An 18968-nucleotide genomic window follows, 5' to 3' on the forward strand; every position below is an offset into this window, starting at 1 on the left:
GATGGTCCGCGCGCGCGTCGGTTCAACCTGGTTTGTTATACAAGCCGGCAAGAACGATACTTGCGCCAGTGACCGCGCACACAAATTGGAGACGGCAGACCAGCCTGCACTCGCGGTTGTACGCGGCAAACTGTCGCATTAGCGTGACAAAGGGAACCTTCTCCTACCTGACAAATAGTCGCCATCAGCCTTCAATGATAGAATGCTGCGTCGCCGCAGCGCCGGCTGCCTTTCACACCGAGCCGCTCGAAGTTCGGTCAGGTCCCCGATTTTGATGGAGTTACGCGTGTCTTCAAGACGCATTTTCCGCCCGCTGCTCGCCCTTCTGCTGATCGGCTCCGCGGGTGTCTATAGCGCTGCGAAAGCGCAGACTCAACCGAAGGCCCCCGATACGATGGAAGCGCGCGTGCAAGGTTGCACGGCCTGTCACGGCTCGCATGGCCAAGGTACCGACAACGACTACTTCCCGCGTCTGGCGGGCAAGCCGGCAGACTATCTGTACAACCAGTTGCAGAACTTCCGCGAAGGGCGCCGCAAGTATCCGCCCATGAACTACCTCGTCACGTATCTCTCGGACGACTACCTTCATCAGATCGCCACGTACTTCTCGCAGCAACGGCCGCCGTACCCCACGCCGGCCAAGCCGACCGTGTCGGCGGCTATCGTTGCGCGCGGCCAGCAGATCGTGCTGAACGGCGACGCATCCAAACAGATTCCGGCCTGCGCGGCTTGCCACGGCAAGGCGCTGACCGGCATGGAACCCGCTATCCCGGGTCTGGTCGGTCTGCATTCGGACTACATCAGCGCGCAGTTGGGCGCATGGCGTTCGGGCTCACGTCATGCCATCGCACCTGATTGCATGCACACCATCGCCACCCGTCTGACCGATGACGACGTGAACGCCGTCGCTTCATGGCTTGCCACGCAAACGGCCCCACAAAACCCCGTGCCGGCTCCGGCCCGCTCGATGAAGACTCCGCTTGCCTGCGGCAGCGAACCGCAATAAGGCACCGGGAGAGACACTCAAATGAAACGCAAGTCTTTGTTCGCCCTCTCGGCAGTCGTCGTCGTTGCGGCTGCCGCACTCGTTCCCGTCCTGTGGTCGGGTGGCGACAATCTGCATAACGGCACGGCCATGGCGGCAACGCCCGCCGACCAGGCCGCACTGATCAAGAAGGGCGAATACCTCGCCCGCGCCGGCGACTGTATCGCCTGCCACACGGTCCGCGGCGGCAAGCAGTTCGCCGGCGGCCTGCCCATGGCCACGCCGTTCGGCACGATGTTCACGCCGAACATCACGCCTGACGACCAGTACGGTATCGGCAAGTGGACGCAGGACGACTTCTACCGCGCGATGCACACGGGCCGTTCGAAAGACGGCAGCCTGCTGTACCCGGGTTTCCCGTTCACGAGCTACACGAAGGTCACCCGCGCCGACTCGGACGCGATCTACGCGTATATGCGCTCGGTCACGCCGGTCAATGTGCCGAGCCGTCCGCACGAACTGAAATTCCCGTTCAACCAGCGCAACATGCTGATCGGCTGGCGTACGCTGTTCTTCCGCGAAGGCGAGTACAAGGCTGATCCGACCAAGTCGGTCGAATGGAACCGTGGCGCGTATCTGATCGAAGGCCTCGGCCACTGCGGCATGTGCCACACGTCGATCAACGCAATGGGCGGCCCGGTCAGCTCGGCGGCGTTCGCCGGCGGCCTGATCCCGCTGCAGAACTGGTACGCACCGTCACTGACGTCGAACAAGGAAGCCGGTCTCGGCGACTGGGAAACCAAAGACATCGCCGATCTGCTGAAGACCGGTGTGTCGAACCGCGGCGCGGTGTTCGGTCCGATGGCTGAAGTGGTTCACAACAGCCTGCAGTACATGTCGGACGAAGACATCAACGCGATGGCCACGTACCTGAAGACCATTCCGCAGAAGAGCGAAGCACCGGAACCGCTGCAGCTCGAAACTTCGGAAAAGTTCGGTGGCGAACTGTTGAAGCAAGGCCAAAAGATCTACGCTGACAATTGCGCGAAGTGCCACGCGGAGAACGGCCTCGGCATGCCGCCGTCCTTCCCGCCGCTCGCCAACAATCAGTCGATCCAGATGCCGTCGGCAGTCAACCCGATCCGTATGGTGTTGAACGGCGGTTATCCGCCGAGCACGGACGGCAACCCGCATCCGTACGGCATGCCGCCGTTCGCGCAAGCGCTGTCGAACACGGAAGTGGCTGCCGTCGTGACGTACATTCGTATGTCCTGGGGCAACCACGGTACGGCTGTGTCGCCGCAGCAAGTGTCTGATCTGCGTTCGGCGCCGCTCGACTAAGCAGCGTTAGAAGCACCTGGGGCGCGGCCTGCTAATAACGCGGCCGCGCCCTTCGTTTTTTCAGGACCGGTATCATGTGGGGATTAACCCTGATGAAACCGCGTAGGAGGAAAGAGTCGTGCATGTCGGAGAGCGTTTCAATAGCATCACCCACCTCGTCGGCGCCGTGCTGTCGGTGGCGGGGCTTGCTGCGCTCGTGACGATGGGCGCGCTCGACGGGGACGCGTACAAGGTGGTGAGTTTCAGTGTCTACGGTGGAATGCTGTTCGTGCTGTATGCTATCTCGACGCTTTACCACAGCGTGCGCAACCCGCGCGTCAAGGCGGTTCTGCAAAAATGCGATCATTCGGCGATCTACCTGCTGATCGCCGGCAGCTATACGCCGTTCACGCTTGTTACATTGCGCGGGCCGTGGGGCTGGTCGCTGTTCGGCGTAAGCTGGGGGCTTGCCGCTCTCGGCATCGTGCAGGAACTGACGCTCGGGCGACGCACCCGCAGCGTTTCGATGGTGCTGTATGTCCTGATGGGATGGCTCGCGCTCGTTGCCGTCCGCCCGCTGGTTCAAGCCTTACCGGCAGCGGGTACCGCCTGGCTCGTGGCCGGCGGGGTCATTTACAGCGCCGGCATCTACTTCTTCATCAACGACGAGCGCATCCGGCACGGACATGGTATCTGGCACCTGTTCGTACTGGCGGGCAGTCTGTGTCAATTCGTCAGTGTTGCGCGCTACGTCGCGTGACATCCCACGGCGGCGAAATGCAACTTAAGGCCAGTCAACGTGTCTGCATAGCGCGTTGAAGCATTCGGCACGCGTTTCCCGCGTGCCGCCGATTTCTCTGCGACCGGAACTGGGCTTTGGCCTCGAACGCGCCAACTGGGCGTGTTCATGCCGTGCTTGTGCCCGCTTTGGCCTGATTCGGGCCACCTGGGCCCTTCTGGTGCCGTCTGGTGCCGTTCGCGAAACTGCATTGCAAAGAGCATTTATGTCTTTTGATTCCCTCGGCTTGTCCGAACCGCTGGTCCGCGCTGTACACGAACTCGGCTACACCACCCCGACTCCGATCCAGACCCAGGCAATCCCCGCCGTGCTCAACGGCGGCGATCTGCTGGCCGGCGCGCAGACCGGCACCGGCAAGACCGCCGGCTTCACGCTGCCAATCCTCCAGCGTCTGAACACCATGCCCGCTGTCACCACGGCCTCGGGCAAGCGCGTGGTGCGCGCGCTGATCCTCACGCCGACGCGTGAACTGGCCGCACAGGTCGAAGAAAGCGTGCGCGCCTATGGCAAGTACCTGAAACTGAAGTCGACCGTGATGTTCGGCGGCGTCGGCATCAATCCGCAGATCGGCGCGCTGCGCAGCGGCGTGGACATCGTCGTCGCCACACCGGGCCGCTTGCTCGACCACATGCAGCAGAAGACCATCGATCTGTCGCATCTCGAGATTCTCGTGCTCGACGAAGCCGACCGCATGCTCGACATGGGCTTCATCCATGACATCAAGCGCGTGCTCGCGAAGTTGCCGCCGAAGCGTCAGAACCTGCTGTTCTCGGCCACCTTTTCCGACGAGATCAAGACGCTCGCCGACAACCTGCTCGACTCGCCGGCATTGATCGAAGTCGCCCGGCGCAACACGACGGCCGAGACGATCGCGCAGAAGATTCACCCGGTCGACCGCGACAAGAAGCGCGAGCTGCTCACGCACCTCATCAAGCAACACAACTGGTTCCAGGTGCTGGTGTTCACGCGCACCAAGCACGGCGCGAACCGCCTTGCCGAACAGCTGGCCAAAGACAGCATCAGCGCACTGGCGATTCACGGCAATAAGAGCCAGTCGGCTCGTACGCGCGCGCTCGCCGAGTTCAAGGACGGCACGCTGCAAGTGTTGGTCGCCACGGATATCGCCGCACGCGGCATCGATATCGATCAGCTGCCGCACGTGGTCAACTACGATCTACCGAACGTGCCGGAAGATTACGTGCACCGCATCGGCCGCACGGGTCGTGCTGGCGCGACGGGTGAAGCGATCTCGCTGGTGTGCGTCGACGAACTGCAGCTGCTCAAGGACATCGAGAAGCTGATCAAGCGTCCGGTGCCGCAGGAAGTGATTGCCGGTTTCGAACCGGATCCGACTGCCAAGCCGGAGCCGATTCTGCGCCGTGGTCAAGGTGGTGGTGGAGGCGGCGGTGGACGTGCGCCGCGTCAGAGTCAAGGTGCGCCGAAGCGCGAGGGTGGCCAGCGGGAAAGCGGCCGCCGCGATGGTGCGCCGTCTTCCGCGAAACCGGCACAACGTTCGGGTCAGCGTCCGGCGAATGGTCAGCAGCAGCCGAAGCCACAAGGCGCGAAGCCGGCCGGCAACGGCGGCCAGCCGCGTCGCGACGGCCAGCGTCATGACGGTCAGCCGCGTGCAGCCGCGCACGAAGGCAGCGCTGCGCAACATGCACCGCGCAAGCCACAGGCCGCAAAGCCGCAAGGCGGCAATCCGGGTGCTTTGCTGGGTGGCGCAAAGCCGCGCAACGATGCGCCGCGTGGCGGCCAACCGACGCGCAGCGGCCAACGCGGCCGTTGAGCTTTAAGCGCTGCCTGCCCGCTAGCTGTAGTCTCAGCAGACTAACGGCTAGCCCCGGCGGCAGCTTGCTTCAGGTGCTCGATCTGCCGTTCCCATCGATCGAGCACCGCCTTCCCTTCCCTTTCCAGTTCAAACGTAATGCCGCTTGTCAGGCGCGCATAACGCACGCTTTGCGCCTCCCCCGTGTCGATCGAGCCGATGAGGTAGACGAGGCCGCTGTCATCGCCTGTCACGGCTGTTAGTGGCGTCAAACGCAATTGCACCTGATAGAACGCCTCGTCGCAGACGAACGTCAGTGCGGCCCGGCCGCTTTGCGCGATCACGCGCGCCGCCCGAGCCTGCGGCCACAACGCAATGCATAGCGCGCGCGAATCGGGCGCGTACAACTCGCCGACGCCGAGCAGCGACGTGCGCAGATGGCCGTTCGCATCGACGGTGAGCAGCGACGCCGTGAACCCCGTCTTGCTCGCCAACGACGACCCGTCGAATAGCGCCCGGACGGCGTCGGGCCATTCGTCAAACACGTGTTGTTCAAGCGGGCGTTCGGGTGCAGGGGCGTTACTCATCGTCTCGATCCGGTCAGTAGCTGATTGCGATAGCCGCAAACATCAATCATGCCTCGCAAGACGAATGGCCCGCACAAGCGGGCCATTCGTTTTCGTCTCCCTACGCGCCGCGGACTCAGTAGAAAAACATCAGCGAAAGAACACGTGCTGTGTGATCTTGGCGAGCGGGTAATGCACGCCCGGCTGAATCTTGGCCGGCAGATCGAGCGGCTTGAGCAGCATCTTCACACACATATCCGCCGACAGGTTGCGCCGCACCAGCGCATTGATGCGCGCTGCACGCTCGCGGTTATAAGCCGAATCGTGCACGCGCTCCGGATAACGAATCGCGAAGACATGGCGCAACGCGATCTCCGAGTCTTCGTTCTTGATTTCAATCACGCGGCGCATCAACGCGCCGAGAACCGCAAGGCGGCCATTGCCTTCGATCTTGTTGTACTTCTTGAAGAACTTGAAAAAGTGCTTGTAGTGACGGACTTCGTCGGTGCGGATGTTGTCGGTGATCTGCTTGAGCACCGGCTCGTCCGAACATTCGCCGATCGCGCGATACAGCGTGGCGGTGCCCGTTTCCACCACACAGCGGGCGACCATCTCGAGCGCGCGGGTCTTTTCGAAGTCTTCGACCGAACAGGTCAGCGAATACTCTTCCATGAAATCGCGGAACGCGGTGTCCCAATCGAACTCAGGCCAGACATAGGCGATATATGTCTTGAGCGCCCGGCCGTGCTGCATTTCTTCCGGCTCCCATTCCTGGTTGAGCCAGGCCGAGACTTCCGGGTCGCCGTCGAAGAAGGTGCTCAGATTGCTGGTGTACAGATCGGTACCGCTTTCGATAAACGAAGCGGCGCACAACAGAAGCAGCAGGTCTTCGTTAGCGACGGCCTTCTGGCGATCTATGCGGGTGAGGTCGATATCCTCGATCCGCCAGGGCATCACATGGTTCAGCTCAGTGTGCATTGTGTCTTTGCTCCGAAAGCTGTATCGACTCGTGGAGCGCGCTCGAAACCGCCCGCTATCGCAAGGACGGTCCGCCGTGTCAGATACAGCGCCTTGAATTAGAGTTAACCCCGTGTATCTTGCATCTTAGCCGGTGTTTCACAACTCTGCAGGTACCCCAGCACAGACCATGCCGCCCTGTCGCAGTTCCAGATTCGCGATAGTCGAATCCTTCGATTGATTACAAGTGGGGTACGCAAGGCATAAAAAAAGCCAGCTCGATGAGCTGGCTTTCGCTTGAACAGAGGGGTGAAGGTCAAGCGCAGCAGGGTTCGCTGCGGGGCACAACGGCCACCCGCAACGCCGTCATGCGGGTTGAACGCCTTCGAGATGCCGGACGCGCCGCATCCGCCACGCGACCACGACAAGCGACAACCCGGACAACACTGCGGCAATCAGGACGTAGTAACTTGGCGCGAGCTTGTCGCCGGTCAGGTGAATGAAGGTCTCCACAATCGTCGGCGCAAAGCCGCCAAAGATCGTCACGCCGATGCTGTAGCCGATTGAAAGACCCGTGGAGCGCACTTGTGTCGGGAAGATCTCGGACATCAGCGCGGGCATCGGTCCAGAGTACGCGGCCTTGAAAATACCGGCCGTGCCCTGCAACAACAAGAGCCAGCCAATGGTCGGATGGGACTGCAACCACGCGAACATCGGATAGATCAGCGCGCCCATCAGAATCGACGTGGTCAGCATGATGCGAATCCGGCCGATGCGGTCGGACAACGCGCCCATCACCGGCGAGAGCAAAAACTGCAAGCCGCCATTGAGCACCACCACGCCGAACGACGCCGCCGCCGGCATGTGCAACTGCTTGACCGCGTACATCGGCATATAGAGTTGCAGCACGTACACGCCGACCGTCGATTGCGCGACGATGCCCACGGCCAGCAGCAGATTCACCCACTGGTTGGAGAAAGACGCGCCCTTGTCCTCCGACGTCTCCTTGCGGGTGCCGGCGGCCTCGCGCGCTTCGCGCATCGCGAGAAACTCCGGCGTTTCGTCGAGATGCGAACGGATGTAATAGCCGACTGGCCCAACCAGCAGACCAAACACGAACGGCAGGCGCCAGCCCCAGCTGCTGAGTTGCTCCGGCGGCATCCACGCGGTCAGCAGCGAGCCGAAGGCCGCCGCGGTGATCGCAGCCAGGCCCTGGCTCGCGAATTGCCAGCTCGCGTAATAGCCGCGCCGCGATGCGCTGTGCTCGACCATGAACGCTGTCGCGCTGCCGAACTCGCCGCCCACCGCGAAGCCTTGCACGAGCCGCGCCAGCAGGATCAGAACGGGCGCCGCAATGCCGATCGACGCATACGGCGGCATCACCGCCATCGTGAAGGTACCGACCATCATCAGCGCGATGGCGAGCGTGAGCGCCGCCTTACGACCCTTGCGATCGCCATAGATGCCGAGCACCACGGCGCCCAGCGGCCGCATCAGGAACGAGATGCCGAAGGTAGCGATGGCGAGCAGCGTCGAGAGCCACTCGTCGTGCATCGGGAAAAATTCTTTCGCGATGATGGTCGCGAAGTAGCCGTAGACCAGAAAGTCGAACCACTCGAGCGCATTGCCGACTGACGACGAAAACACGATCCGCCGCACCATCGCTTTGGAAAGCGGTGCGGACGTGGAATGGGGGGAAGCTGTCACGGATTGCGACGCGGGGGTGTTCATGATGTCTCCTGCCCTGCCTGATGCTAGTTATGCTGAATTCGCTGAATACGCACGAGGCGCGAGATGCGTGGTGCGGGGCTGTCGCGCGCAGTTCTATCGGCTGCGCGCGATGCCTGGCTTTAATTGCGTTACGGGGATGCCGGCCTTGGAGGTGTCGAGTTGTCGTCGCCGAATGCCGGCATATCCGGATGCCGCGATGCCCGGATACCGGCCCGCCACGCCGCACGATGCCTCGCCGATGACGCAGCACGAAGCGCGGCAGCCACCTGGGCGCCGCCGCGCGCACCTCGTCCGAGTCGTTTAAAACCCTGCTGCCAATCCGTCGCGGCGGCTGTCGCTCGCCGCCACATAGCCGCGGTCCGGATCGTTACGGTCGAGCTTCCAGATGTACTGGCCGGAGCCGAAGTCCATGTACGGATCGTCGACTGACTTGATCGTGTGTCCCAGCTTCTGCAGCGCCGCAGCGGTCTTCGGATCGAGCGTCGCTTCGATATCGATCGTGAAGTCGCGATTGACCTTCCAGCGCGGCGCATCGCAGGCGGCCTGCGGTTGCTGACCGTAGTCGAGCATCCGCACGATCGATTGCAGATGGCCTTGCGGTTGCATATCGCCGCCCATCACGCCGAAGCTCATCACCGCTTCCTGCTTGCCGTCCACCTGCTGCGTGAGGAACGACGGGATGATGGTGTGGAACGGCCGCTTGCCGCCTTCCACCACGTTCGGCGACTTCGGGTCCATCGAGAAGCCGCAGCCGCGGTTCTGCATCGCGATGCCGCTGTCCGGCACCACGATGCCCGAGCCGAAGCCCATGTAGTTCGACTGGATGAAGCTGACCATCATGCCGCGCTCGTCCGCCACCGACATGTAGATCGTGCCGCCGGCCTTCGGCATGCCGAAGTCGAACTGCGTGGCGCGCTTGTGGTCGATCAGCTTCGCGCGCGACGTGAGGTACGCGTCGTCGAGCATCTGCTCGGGCGTGACTTCCATCGAACGCGGATCGGCGACGTAGCGGTAGACGTCGGCGAACGCCAGCTTCATGGCTTCGATCTGCAAATGCTGCGACTCGACGTTGTCGACGGCGAGTTCCTTCACGTCGAACTTTTCGAGGATGCCCAGCGCGATCAACGCCGCGATGCCCTGACCGTTCGGCGGAATTTCGTGCACGGTATAGCCGCGATAATCCTTGCCGATCGGCTCGACCCAATCCGCGCGGTAGTTGCGCAGGTCGTCGAGCGTCAATGCGCCGCCGCCTTCGCGCGCAAACGCCGCGATCTGTTCGGCGATCTCCCCTTCGTAGTACGCACGCGGGCCTTGTTCAGCGAGCTTGCGCAGCGTCTTCGCGTGACCGGGAAAGCGCACCAGCTCGCTGACTTCCGGCGCGCGGCCGCGCGGCATGAAGGTTTGCGCGAAGCCCGGCAGATCTTTCAATTCCGGCACGGCCGCGGCCCATTTGTAAGCGACGATGCTGGCCACCGCGTGACCGCGTTCGGCGATTTCGATCGCCGGCTCCATCAGATCGGCGAACGGCAGCGAGCCGAACTTCTGATGCAGCGCTTCCCAACCGGCGATCACGCCCGGCACGGTCACGGCATCCCAGCCGCGCTTGGGTTGCCTCGCGAGACCGTTTTCCTCGCCATACTTGCGCTTGAAGTAATCGACGTTCCAGGCCGCCGGCGATACGCCGGAAGCATTCAGGCCATGCAGCTTCTTGCCGTCCCACACCAGCGCGAAGGCATCACCGCCAAGACCGCACGAGACCGGTTCGACGACCGTGATGGCGGCGGCGGCGGCGATCGCCGCGTCGACGGCATTGCCGCCCTTCCACAGCATCCGCAGGCCGGCTTGCGCGGCGAGCGGATGGGACGTCGAAACGATGTTGCGCGCGAATACAGGCAGACGCGGCGTCGGGTAGGGGTTTTGCCAGTTGAAGCCAGTCATGTGGAACACTCTCGAAAGCGTGGTCCGGCGTATTCGAAAACGCCGGAAACCATGGGAAACGGGGTGAAAACGGGGTAAAACGCGGAACCTTGGATTGCAGCGCGATCCGGCCCAAAAAACAAATTCATTTATCTAATGAATAAATGCGCAAATGATCTGAATGGATCGCCGCACGGTCGTTCGGGATTCGAACCATGACGCATGAGTCGACAGACAAGACGTGCGATGGTCTTACAATACGGTCACCCTCGTTCACGCCGTACCCGTTCGCCGGCCCAGCCTGCCGCGCCGGCACTGGGCAGCGCCGATAAAAACCCACGACCCGAGACACATGACCCGAGACCCCCGCCTGACTCTCAATGCCCGGCAACAGGAACTGCTGGAGTGGGTGCAACGCGACGGCTTCGTGACCGTGGACGACCTCGCAGCCCACTTCGACGTGACGCCGCAGACAATCCGCCGCGACGTCAACTGGCTCGCCGACATGAACCTGTTGCGCCGCTATCACGGTGGTGCCAGTCTGCCGACCAGCTCCGAGAACGTCTCGTATACGGCGCGTCAGCGCATGTTCCACGACGAGAAGCGGCGCATTGCGACGCTAGTGGCCACTCACATTCCCGACCAGGCCTCCCTCTTCATCAACCTCGGCACGACCACCGAGGAAGTGGCACGGGCGCTCAACCGGCATCGCGGCCTGCGCGTGATCACCAACAATCTGAACGTCGCCAGCATGATGAGCGGCTATCCGGATTGCGAAGTGCTGGTGACGGGCGGCATCGTGCGGCCGTGGGACAAGGGCATTGTCGGCGAACTGGCGATCGACTTCATCCGGCAGTTCAGGGTGGACTTCGCGATCATCGGTACCTCGAGCATTGAAACGGACGGCACGCTGCGCGATTTCGATACCCGCGAAGTGCGTGTGGCCGAGGCGATCATTCAACATGCGCGCACGGTGTTTCTCGCCGCCGACAACTCCAAATTCGGCCGCCCGGCGCTCGTCCGCCAAGGTCATCTCGACCAGATCGACGCCCTTTTCACCGACGCCGCGCCGCCCGCCGAGATGAACGAAACGCTCGCTGCCGCCAACTGCCAGGTGTATGTCGCCGAATAATTCCAGCCGCATCCAGGCCACTCAGGCCATGTTGCAGCGCACGCGAAACTTCGAGTGAAATCAAGGATCTTGCCGCGGCTTCAAACCGCCTCTGCGGGCGTCAATTGTCAAAGGGAAAATTTACTGGGGCCCATTTGGTGTTTAACGGGCGTTTGACTACACTCCAGTTCCCCGGCGTCGTTCCGCGTTACGCGGAGTGCCGGTAGCGTGAACCTGTCGTGATAGCCGTACCTCCCGCCTGATCCTTTAGCGGACTTCACTGGCATCTGGCCAGTCGCCGGCAAGGCCGTCCGCGTTTGCTTGACATGGAGAGAACGATGCTGAGTCCGCATGAATTCGCCACGTTGTTGCTCGTCAAGGACGCCCCCAATCAAGTCGACATGGAGCGACAAGAACTCGACGCACTGCTGGAACGCCAGCTCGTGCAACTCGAACGGCTTGCGTCGGGCAACGAACAATGGCGCGTGACCGAAACCGGCGACAGCGCACTCCGGGCTATCAAGCGTCTCTCCTAGCAGTACGGGTACGCCGGGCTTTGAAGCCGACGACCGGCAGCATGATGGCGCGTTGCGCAGCGGTACCGTTGCACGCGCCGATGTCTTTCAAGCTGCCGCATATTTTTTGATCAAGCCAGGCGGCCGCGCAAAACGGCCGCTTTATTGTGCCCGACTGATTTACACAGTAAATTGACGCGATGGACTTTTAGCCCTCGCGCATGCCAAAGACACTCTCCTCCGACGACATCCAGCAATTTCGCGAAGCCATGCGGCGCGTGGCCGAAAACGCGTTCGCCACGCGCGGCGCACAAGGCGTGACGATGCGGGAACTGGCAAAGGAGCTGGGTTGCAGCGCGATGACGCCCTATCGCTACTTCCGCGACAAAGACGAAATCCTTGCGATGGTCCGCGCCGCGGCGTTCAACCGCTTTGCGGCGCGGCTCGAAGCAGCGGCCAGACTGGCGCCCGCGACCGATCGCTCGGTCGTCAGCGACGCCTACGTGGCGTTCGCGCTCGACGAGCCGCACGCCTACCGCCTGATGTTCGATCTGACGCAGCCGGACGCCGCCTACCCGGAACTCACGACCGCCTCGCGACGTGCGTGGCAACTGCTCGGGGTGCACTTCGAGCAACTCGTTGCCGCGGGCATTCTGGAAGGCGATCCGCAATTGATCGGCTATGCGTACTGGGCAAGCCTGCACGGCTTCACCATGCTGGCGCTCGCCAATCAGTTACCGTTGCCCGAGGCGCAACAAGCCGCCGCGAACAACGCGCCGACGCGCGAGGCAGTGTTCGCGCAGATTCGCCGGATGTTATGGCGCGGAGCCCAACCGCAGCGCGGCTAGCACCGGGTTAGCCCGTCAGTCCACTCAACGCGACTAACCCGCCGGAAAATACCGGCCAAACGGACCCAGGCGCGAAGCTCAGCCCGCGCGCAAGGTAGGATCGGCCGCCGCACGCCAGCTCAAAGCCTTGGCTCGCTGATCGGTGAAAAACGTCACCCACTGATTACGCACCTGCGGATCGGTACTCACCCCCTGGCTCGCATAGCGCTGCGCAAGCGACGCCTGGAACGCGCAGTAATCGTCCTTCGACAGCTTGCCGCGCCGGTTCGCCACGTACGCATCGAACAGCGTCGCGTAGACGCCTTGCGCGTCATTGCCGTAGTCGACCGTTTGAGCACTGCACATCTGCTGCAACGACGCGAACGAGGGCGCGCCCATCGTCCCGTTCAAACTCGGCGAGCTGACACATCCCGTCAGGAGCGCAGCGGCGCCGATCATCCAAAGTCCACGCATGAATTCACCTCGAGTTGGCTGCTGCCGAGAGTATCGTCCGTGGCCGCGCGTTACGCCACCACTTAGCCAACTGCTAGAGGAACGCTAAGAAAACCGAACTTTACTTTTTCGAATATGTTCATTAAAGTTCGAAAACGAACACTATCCGTTCGATAGATTTTCCAGACGGTTTTCCGAATTTCCGGACATGGCGCAGGGGACACGGCAGGTGACGCAAGGCTCGAGATACGATTTGCTCGTCGTGGGCGGCGGGATCAACGGCGCAGGCATCGCACGCGATGCGGCGGGCCGCGGCCTGTCGGTGCTGCTCTGCGAACAGGACGATCTGGCGGCGCATACGTCGTCGGCCAGTACCAAGCTGATTCACGGCGGCCTGCGCTACCTCGAATACCGCGAATTCGGGCTGGTGCGCAAAGCGCTGCAGGAGCGCGAAACGCTGCTGCGCGCGGCGCCGCACATCATGTGGCCGCTGCGTTTCGTGATGCCGCACATGCCCGATCTGCGCCCGGCCTGGCTGATCCGCGCCGGCCTGTTTCTTTACGACCACCTCGCCCGGCGTGAACTGCTGCCGGGTTCGCGCGGCATCGTGATGCGCGACCATCCTGCCGGCGCGCCGCTCGTCGATTCGATCAAACGTGGTTTCGTGTATTCGGACGGTTGGGTGAACGATGCGCGCCTGGTCGTGCTGAATGCGCTGGACGCGCAGGAACGCGGCGCGAAGATTCTCACGCGCACCAAACTGCTGAGCGCGGTGCGCGCCGGCGGCGAATGGCGCGCGCAACTCAAGCGCGCGGACGGCACGATCCTCGACGTGCGCGCGGGCTCGATTGCGAATGCGGCCGGGCCGTGGGTCGGCGAATTGCTGCATGGCGCGCTCGGCCGCGAGGCCACCCACAGCGTGCGCCTCGTGAAAGGCAGCCATATCGTCACGCGCCGTCTGTTCGAACACGATCACGCGTACATCTTTCAGAATCCGGACAAGCGGATCATCTTCGCGATTCCATACGAACACGATTACACGCTGATCGGCACGACCGACCTCGAATATCGCGGCGATCCGTCGCTGGTCGCCATCAGCGCCGATGAAACGCAATACCTGTGCGACTCGATCAACCGCTACTTCAAGCAGAAGATCTCGCCACAAGACGTACGCTGGACCTATTCGGGCGTGCGTCCGCTGCTCGAGGAAGAAGGCGCGGACAACCCCTCGGCGGTCACACGCGATTACTCGCTTGAACTCGACGCGCCGGCAGGCGAAGCGCCGCTGCTGTCGGTGTTCGGCGGCAAGATCACGACCTTCCGCAAGCTGGCGGAAGAAGCCGTCGACAAACTCGCGCACGCGTTGTACAACGACGCGCCGTCGTGGACGGCCGGTGTGCCGTTGCCCGGTGGCGATATTCCGCAAGCCAACTTCGAGCGCTTCCTTGCCGGCTTCAAGCAGCAGAATGCGTGGCTGCCCGCGGATCTGGCCCACCGCCTCGCCCGCGCATACGGCACGCGTGTGAAGCACGTGCTTGGCAACGCGCGCTCGGTGACTGACCTCGGCCGGGCATTCGCGCCGGGTCTCTACGAAGCCGAGCTGACTTATTTGCGCGACACTGAATGGGCGCGCAGCGCGCAGGACGTGTTGTGGCGCCGCTCGAAACTCGGCCTGCACGTCGAACCGGGCACGCTCGATTCGATCACACACAACATCGACACATGGTTCGCCCGTGATCCGGTCCGGCAGAGCGCCTAGTTGGCGCCGTTGCACGAACCCGCATGAACCCGATCGATTTTCACCCCTCGGCGACTGACCAGGCCGGGACGCATAAGCTCAAACTGTTGCAGCCCGCTTAAAACTACAAGCCGTTCCCGTCGCCGGTTAGCAGTCCGGCGATTCATAAAACGCATGGAGAAGAGACAATGCAGGATCAGTACATCCTCGCGCTTGACCAGGGCACCACGAGCTCGCGCGCGATGCTGTTCGACCGGCTCGGCAATATCGTGTCGACCGCTCAGAAAGAATTCCAGCAAATCTATCCGCATCCGGGTTGGGTTGAGCACGATCCGCAGGAAATCTGGTCGACGCAGGCCGGCGTTGCCGCCGAAGCCGTCACACGCGCCGGCATGAACGGCACCTCGATCGCCGCGATCGGCATTACCAATCAGCGTGAGACCACCATCGTGTGGGACCGCGAAACCGGCCATCCCATCTACAACGCGATCGTCTGGCAAGACCGCCGCACCGCCGATTTCTGCGATCAGCTCAAAGAACAAGGTCTCGAAGAGAAAGTCCGCGCGAAAACCGGTCTGCCGATCGACTCGTACTTCTCGGCGACCAAGATCCGCTGGATTCTCGACAATGTCGAAGGGGCGCGCGAAAAAGCGCAGCAAGGCCGCCTCGCGTTCGGCACGGTGGATAGCTGGCTGGTGTGGAATTTCACTAAAGGCGGCCTGCACGTCACCGACGTGACCAACGCGTCGCGCACGATGCTGTTCAACATCCACACGCTGCAGTGGGACGACGAACTGCTCGAAGCGCTCGAGATTCCGCGCAACATGTTGCCGGAAGTGCGGGCGTCGTCGGAAGTGTACGGACCCACCAAGACCACCGTGTTCGCCTCCAGGATTCCGCTCGCGGGCATTGCCGGCGACCAGCACGCGGCCTTGTTCGGCCAGATGTGCACGGAGTCGGGCATGGTGAAGAACACCTACGGTACCGGCTGCTTCCTCGTGATGAACACCGGCGACAAGCCGATCGAGTCGAAGAACAATCTCGTCACCACGATCGCCTGGCAGATTGGCGATCAGATCAACTACGCACTCGAAGGCAGCATCTTCATTGGCGGCGCCGTGGTGCAATGGCTGCGCGACGGCCTCGGCATCATCAAGAACGCCGCTGAAATCGAAACGCTGGCGCGCGGCGTGCCGCATTGCGACGGGGTGTATCTGGTGCCCGCCTTCGCCGGCCTCGGCGCGCCGCACTGGAACGCCCGCGCGCGCGGCACCCTGTTCGGCGTGACGCGCGGCACGAGCTCGGCGCACATCGCCCGCGCCGCGTTGGACTCGATCGCCTACCAATCGCTCGACGTGCTGAAAGCGATGGAAGCCGATTCCGGCATTCGCATCGGCGAATTGCGCGTGGACGGCGGCGCTTGCGCGAACAACCTGTTGATGCAATTCCAGGCGGACATTCTCGGCGTCGATGCAGTGCGACCAAAGGTATCGGAGACGACCGCATTGGGCGCGGCGTATCTGGCCGGACTCGCGGTCGGCTACTGGAAAGACGTGGACGAACTGAAAAGCCAGTGGGCGCTCGATCGCCGTTTCACGCCTGCCCTGCCGCACGCCGACGTCAAGGAATGTCTCGACGGCTGGAAGCGCGCGATCCGCGCCGCGAAGGCCTGGGCCGACACGCCCTGATTGCCGCTCTCACACACTCACACTCTCTTTCGACACAACGAAGCCGCTTATCCCGCGGCTTCCGTAACAACTATATTTCGGATAACCAAGGATGTCTCCTTACATTGCGGAATTCATCGGCACAGCACTCGTAGTGCTGCTCGGCGACGGCGCGGTCGCCAACGTGCTGCTTGCGCGCACCAAGGGTAAAGGCGCGGACCTGATTGTGATCGTGATGGGCTGGGCGATGGCCGTGTTCATCGCCGTGTACGTCACTGCATCGTTCAGCGGCGCGCATCTGAATCCTGTCGTGACGATCAGCCTCGCGCTGGCGGGCAAATTCGCGTGGGCCAAAGTGCCTGGCTATGTCGCCGCGCAGATGCTCGGCGGAATGGCGGGCGCCCTGCTCGTGTGGATCGCGTATCGTCAGCACTTCAACAAGGAAGGCGATGCAGACGTGAAGCTCGGCGTGTTCTGCACCTCGCCCGCGATTCGCAGCGTGCCGCATAACCTGCTCACCGAAATGATCGCGACCTTCGTGTTGATTCTCGGCGTGCTGTATCTGGCTTCGCCGCAAGTCGGCCTGGGTGCGCTCGACGCGCTGCCGGTCGGCCTGCTCGTGCTCGGCATCGGTATTTCGCTTGGCGGCCCGACCGGTTACGCGATGAGCCCGGCGCGCGATCTCTCGCCGCGTCTGATGCACGCGCTGCTGCCGATCCCGGGCAAGCGTGACAGTGACTGGCGTTATTCGTGGATTCCAGTGTGCGGTCCGCTGCTGGGCGGCGCGGTGGCTGCGGCGCTGTATCTGTACCTGCACGCGCACTGATTTCGCGGTGCCTTGATGACGCACCTAGGGCGCCCCGTTCAGGGGTTACTTAAGGCGTATCCAAGGCCCCCGCGATGCGCACCAAACGCATACTCGATGCGCAATCTGGCGCCGACGGAAAGCTTTGGCGCCGCGCATGCGGCGCCAAAGCACGTATCATGGCGCTTTCAATCTTCGCGCATGAGCTTGCAACTGTCTTGCTCGCGTGCCCCTCGCTTTCCGTCTTAAAGCATGATCGACCACCTCATCTGTGACTGCGACGGCGTACTCGTCGACAGTGAAATCATTGCTGACCGCGTGATGCTCGAAACGCTGTCCGCCACCTTCCCCGGCCTCGACTTCGAACCCGTCGTCAAAACGGCGTTCGGCCAGCAAACCTCGCGCTTCCTCGAAGGCATTGAGAAGTCGTTCGATATCACACTGCCTGCCGATTTCTTCAATACGATCGAACACAACGTCGAACTCGAGCTCGCAGCATCGCTCAGCCCGATCAACGGCGTACGCGACGCATTGCAACGCGTGACCCTGCCGGCCGCGGTCGTGTCGAACAGCCGGCTGGCGCGTGTGAATGCGTCGGTGCGGCGCGCGGGCTTGCAGCAGATTTTCGGCGAGCGGATCTTCAGCGCCGAACAGGTCGCGCGGCCGAAGCCCTATCCGGACGTGTATCTGTTCGCGGCGAAGACGCTAGGTGTCGAGCCGGCGCGATGCATCGTCGTGGAAGACAGCGTGGCCGGTTTGAATGCGGCACGGGCGGCGGGCATGAAGACGATTGCCTTCGTGGGTGCGAGCCATATCCCCGATGGTTATGCGGATGCACTGCGCAAGATGGGGATGACACGCATCATGAAGCATATGGATGAACTGCCGGGGCTGGTCGAGGCCGGCGTGCGCGGCGAGTTTGGCGACGTGCAATCGTAGCGGGTAGTGCAATAAAAAAACCGGCTGCAGTAGCCGGTTTCGGACTTCAGGCTTTACCACACGCGGCACGCGGCACGCGCGTGCTGCATCAAACCTCGTCGGCCACGCATTCGCGCGCCGTCGCCAGCGCCTGACGGAATTCCACCAGCTCGGCGATCGTCAGCATCGGCAGATTGTGTTGCGCGGCGAAGCGCTCCACGTCCGCGCCGCGCGTCATCGTGCCATCCGCGTTCATCAGCTCGCACAGCACGCCGGCCGGCTTCAAACCCGCAAGAATCGCCAGGTCGACCGTGCCTTCGGTGTGGCCGCGGCGCGCGAGCACGCCGCCGGGCTGCGCACGCAGCGGGAACACATGGCCCGGGCGCACGATATCGGCAGGCTTCGCCGTATCGCTGATGGCGGCGCGAATCGTCGTTACGCGATCGAGTGCCGACACACCGGTGGTCACGCCATCGCGTGCTTCGATCGAGACCGTGAACGCGGTGCCATGACGGCTTTCGTTGTTGACGGCCATCGGCGGCAGTTCAAGCGCGCGGATTTTGTCATCGGGCAGGCACAGGCAGACGATGCCGCTGCATTCGCGGATCAGCAAGGCCATGGTTTCGACGGAAAGACGCTCGGCGGAAACGATCAGATCGGCTTCGTTCTCGCGGTCGTGATCGTCTTGCAGGACGACGGCGCGGCCATCGCGCATGGCTTGCAAGGCGGCGGCGATACGCGGCGGAACGGGCTCGGTAGCGAGCAACGGGAGATCAAGTGATGCGCTATCCGCAATCACCGACGGAGCAGGAAAAGTAGCAAAGGACATAGTTGAAACGCTCATCGCAAAAGTTGGGCGAAAAACGTTTCAGGGCATTGCAAACAGACAAA

The 18968-nt window shown here is 62.6% G+C and carries 17 protein-coding genes; 11 read left to right on the forward strand and 6 right to left on the reverse strand.

The genetic code is table 11. The annotated features are described in order from the left end of the window. The first annotated feature begins 274 nt into the window (after positions 1-274). The 4 genes from PQR53_RS21065 (at position 275) to PQR53_RS21080 (ending at position 4893) form a co-directional block, all read left to right on the forward strand. Positions 275-1006, forward strand: a complete 732-nt coding sequence (locus tag PQR53_RS21065) for a cytochrome c4 (RefSeq protein WP_179734247.1) — start codon at positions 275-277, stop codon at positions 1004-1006. A 21-nt stretch (positions 1007-1027) separates the two neighbouring features. Continuing rightward, positions 1028-2326, forward strand: coding sequence for a c-type cytochrome (locus PQR53_RS21070; RefSeq protein ID WP_408457878.1), 1299 nt, complete (start codon positions 1028-1030; stop codon positions 2324-2326). 118 nt (positions 2327-2444) lie between these two features. Next, positions 2445-3065: a PAQR family membrane homeostasis protein TrhA gene (trhA, locus tag PQR53_RS21075; protein ID WP_408457881.1), complete on the forward strand. Its 621-nt coding sequence runs from the start codon at positions 2445-2447 to the stop codon at positions 3063-3065. Positions 3066-3309: 244 nt separating this feature from the next. Further along, positions 3310-4893 (forward strand): DEAD/DEAH box helicase, encoded by a 1584-nt coding sequence (locus PQR53_RS21080; RefSeq protein ID WP_408457883.1) that lies wholly within the window; start codon positions 3310-3312, stop codon positions 4891-4893. Between the two features lie 41 nt (positions 4894-4934). Here PQR53_RS21080 and PQR53_RS21085 read toward each other — a convergent pair whose 3' ends face one another. From PQR53_RS21085 to ggt, 4 genes are all read right to left on the reverse strand, one after another. After that, positions 4935-5459, reverse strand: coding sequence for a hypothetical protein (locus tag PQR53_RS21085; RefSeq protein WP_408457886.1), 525 nt, complete (start codon positions 5457-5459; stop codon positions 4935-4937). Positions 5460-5588: 129 nt separating this feature from the next. After that, entirely contained in the window at positions 5589-6416 is an 828-nt protein-coding gene (locus PQR53_RS21090; protein WP_408457888.1) for a ferritin-like domain-containing protein, read from the reverse strand. Between the two features lie 345 nt (positions 6417-6761). Continuing rightward, positions 6762-8126 carry an MFS transporter gene (locus tag PQR53_RS21095; protein WP_408457891.1) on the reverse strand — a complete coding sequence of 455 codons (1365 nt, stop codon included), beginning with the start codon at positions 8124-8126 and terminating at the stop codon, positions 6762-6764. Between the two features lie 300 nt (positions 8127-8426). Then, entirely contained in the window at positions 8427-10064 is a 1638-nt protein-coding gene (gene ggt, locus PQR53_RS21100) for a gamma-glutamyltransferase (protein ID WP_408457893.1), read from the reverse strand. A gap of 331 nt (positions 10065-10395) precedes the next feature. On the opposite strand from ggt, the gene PQR53_RS21105 reads away from it, so the two are divergent. From PQR53_RS21105 to PQR53_RS21115, 3 genes are all read left to right on the forward strand, one after another. Continuing rightward, positions 10396-11175 carry a DeoR/GlpR family DNA-binding transcription regulator gene (locus PQR53_RS21105; RefSeq protein WP_179734264.1) on the forward strand — a complete coding sequence of 260 codons (780 nt, stop codon included), beginning with the start codon at positions 10396-10398 and terminating at the stop codon, positions 11173-11175. A gap of 317 nt (positions 11176-11492) precedes the next feature. Next, positions 11493-11690, forward strand: coding sequence for a hypothetical protein (locus tag PQR53_RS21110; protein ID WP_179734266.1), 198 nt, complete (start codon positions 11493-11495; stop codon positions 11688-11690). 200 nt (positions 11691-11890) lie between these two features. Then, positions 11891-12517 carry a TetR/AcrR family transcriptional regulator gene (locus PQR53_RS21115; protein ID WP_408457898.1) on the forward strand — a complete coding sequence of 209 codons (627 nt, stop codon included), beginning with the start codon at positions 11891-11893 and terminating at the stop codon, positions 12515-12517. A 78-nt stretch (positions 12518-12595) separates the two neighbouring features. Here the strand turns inward: PQR53_RS21115 and PQR53_RS21120 are convergent, their stop codons facing one another. After that, the gene (locus PQR53_RS21120) at positions 12596-12970 is read right to left on the reverse strand and encodes a hypothetical protein (protein WP_408457900.1); all 375 of its coding nucleotides are present in this window, start codon (positions 12968-12970) and stop codon (positions 12596-12598) included. A 208-nt stretch (positions 12971-13178) separates the two neighbouring features. On the opposite strand from PQR53_RS21120, the gene glpD reads away from it, so the two are divergent. The 4 genes from glpD (at position 13179) to PQR53_RS21140 (ending at position 18098) form a co-directional block, all read left to right on the forward strand. Next, positions 13179-14708, forward strand: a complete 1530-nt coding sequence (gene glpD, locus PQR53_RS21125) for a glycerol-3-phosphate dehydrogenase (protein WP_408458050.1) — start codon at positions 13179-13181, stop codon at positions 14706-14708. Positions 14709-14875: 167 nt separating this feature from the next. After that, positions 14876-16375, forward strand: coding sequence for a glycerol kinase GlpK (gene glpK, locus PQR53_RS21130; RefSeq protein WP_408457903.1), 1500 nt, complete (start codon positions 14876-14878; stop codon positions 16373-16375). Positions 16376-16466: 91 nt separating this feature from the next. Then, the gene (locus tag PQR53_RS21135; protein WP_179734274.1) at positions 16467-17180 is read left to right on the forward strand and encodes an MIP/aquaporin family protein; all 714 of its coding nucleotides are present in this window, start codon (positions 16467-16469) and stop codon (positions 17178-17180) included. Between the two features lie 231 nt (positions 17181-17411). Next, positions 17412-18098: an HAD family hydrolase gene (locus PQR53_RS21140; protein ID WP_408457907.1), complete on the forward strand. Its 687-nt coding sequence runs from the start codon at positions 17412-17414 to the stop codon at positions 18096-18098. Between the two features lie 88 nt (positions 18099-18186). On the opposite strand, the gene ribB is transcribed toward PQR53_RS21140, so the two are convergent. Next, positions 18187-18906: a 3,4-dihydroxy-2-butanone-4-phosphate synthase gene (gene ribB, locus PQR53_RS21145; protein WP_408457910.1), complete on the reverse strand. Its 720-nt coding sequence runs from the start codon at positions 18904-18906 to the stop codon at positions 18187-18189. Between the last annotated feature and the right edge of the window lie 62 nt (positions 18907-18968).

It is taken from the genome of Paraburkholderia fungorum (genome assembly GCF_046027605.1).
Classification (GTDB): domain Bacteria; phylum Pseudomonadota; class Gammaproteobacteria; order Burkholderiales; family Burkholderiaceae; genus Paraburkholderia; species Paraburkholderia fungorum_F.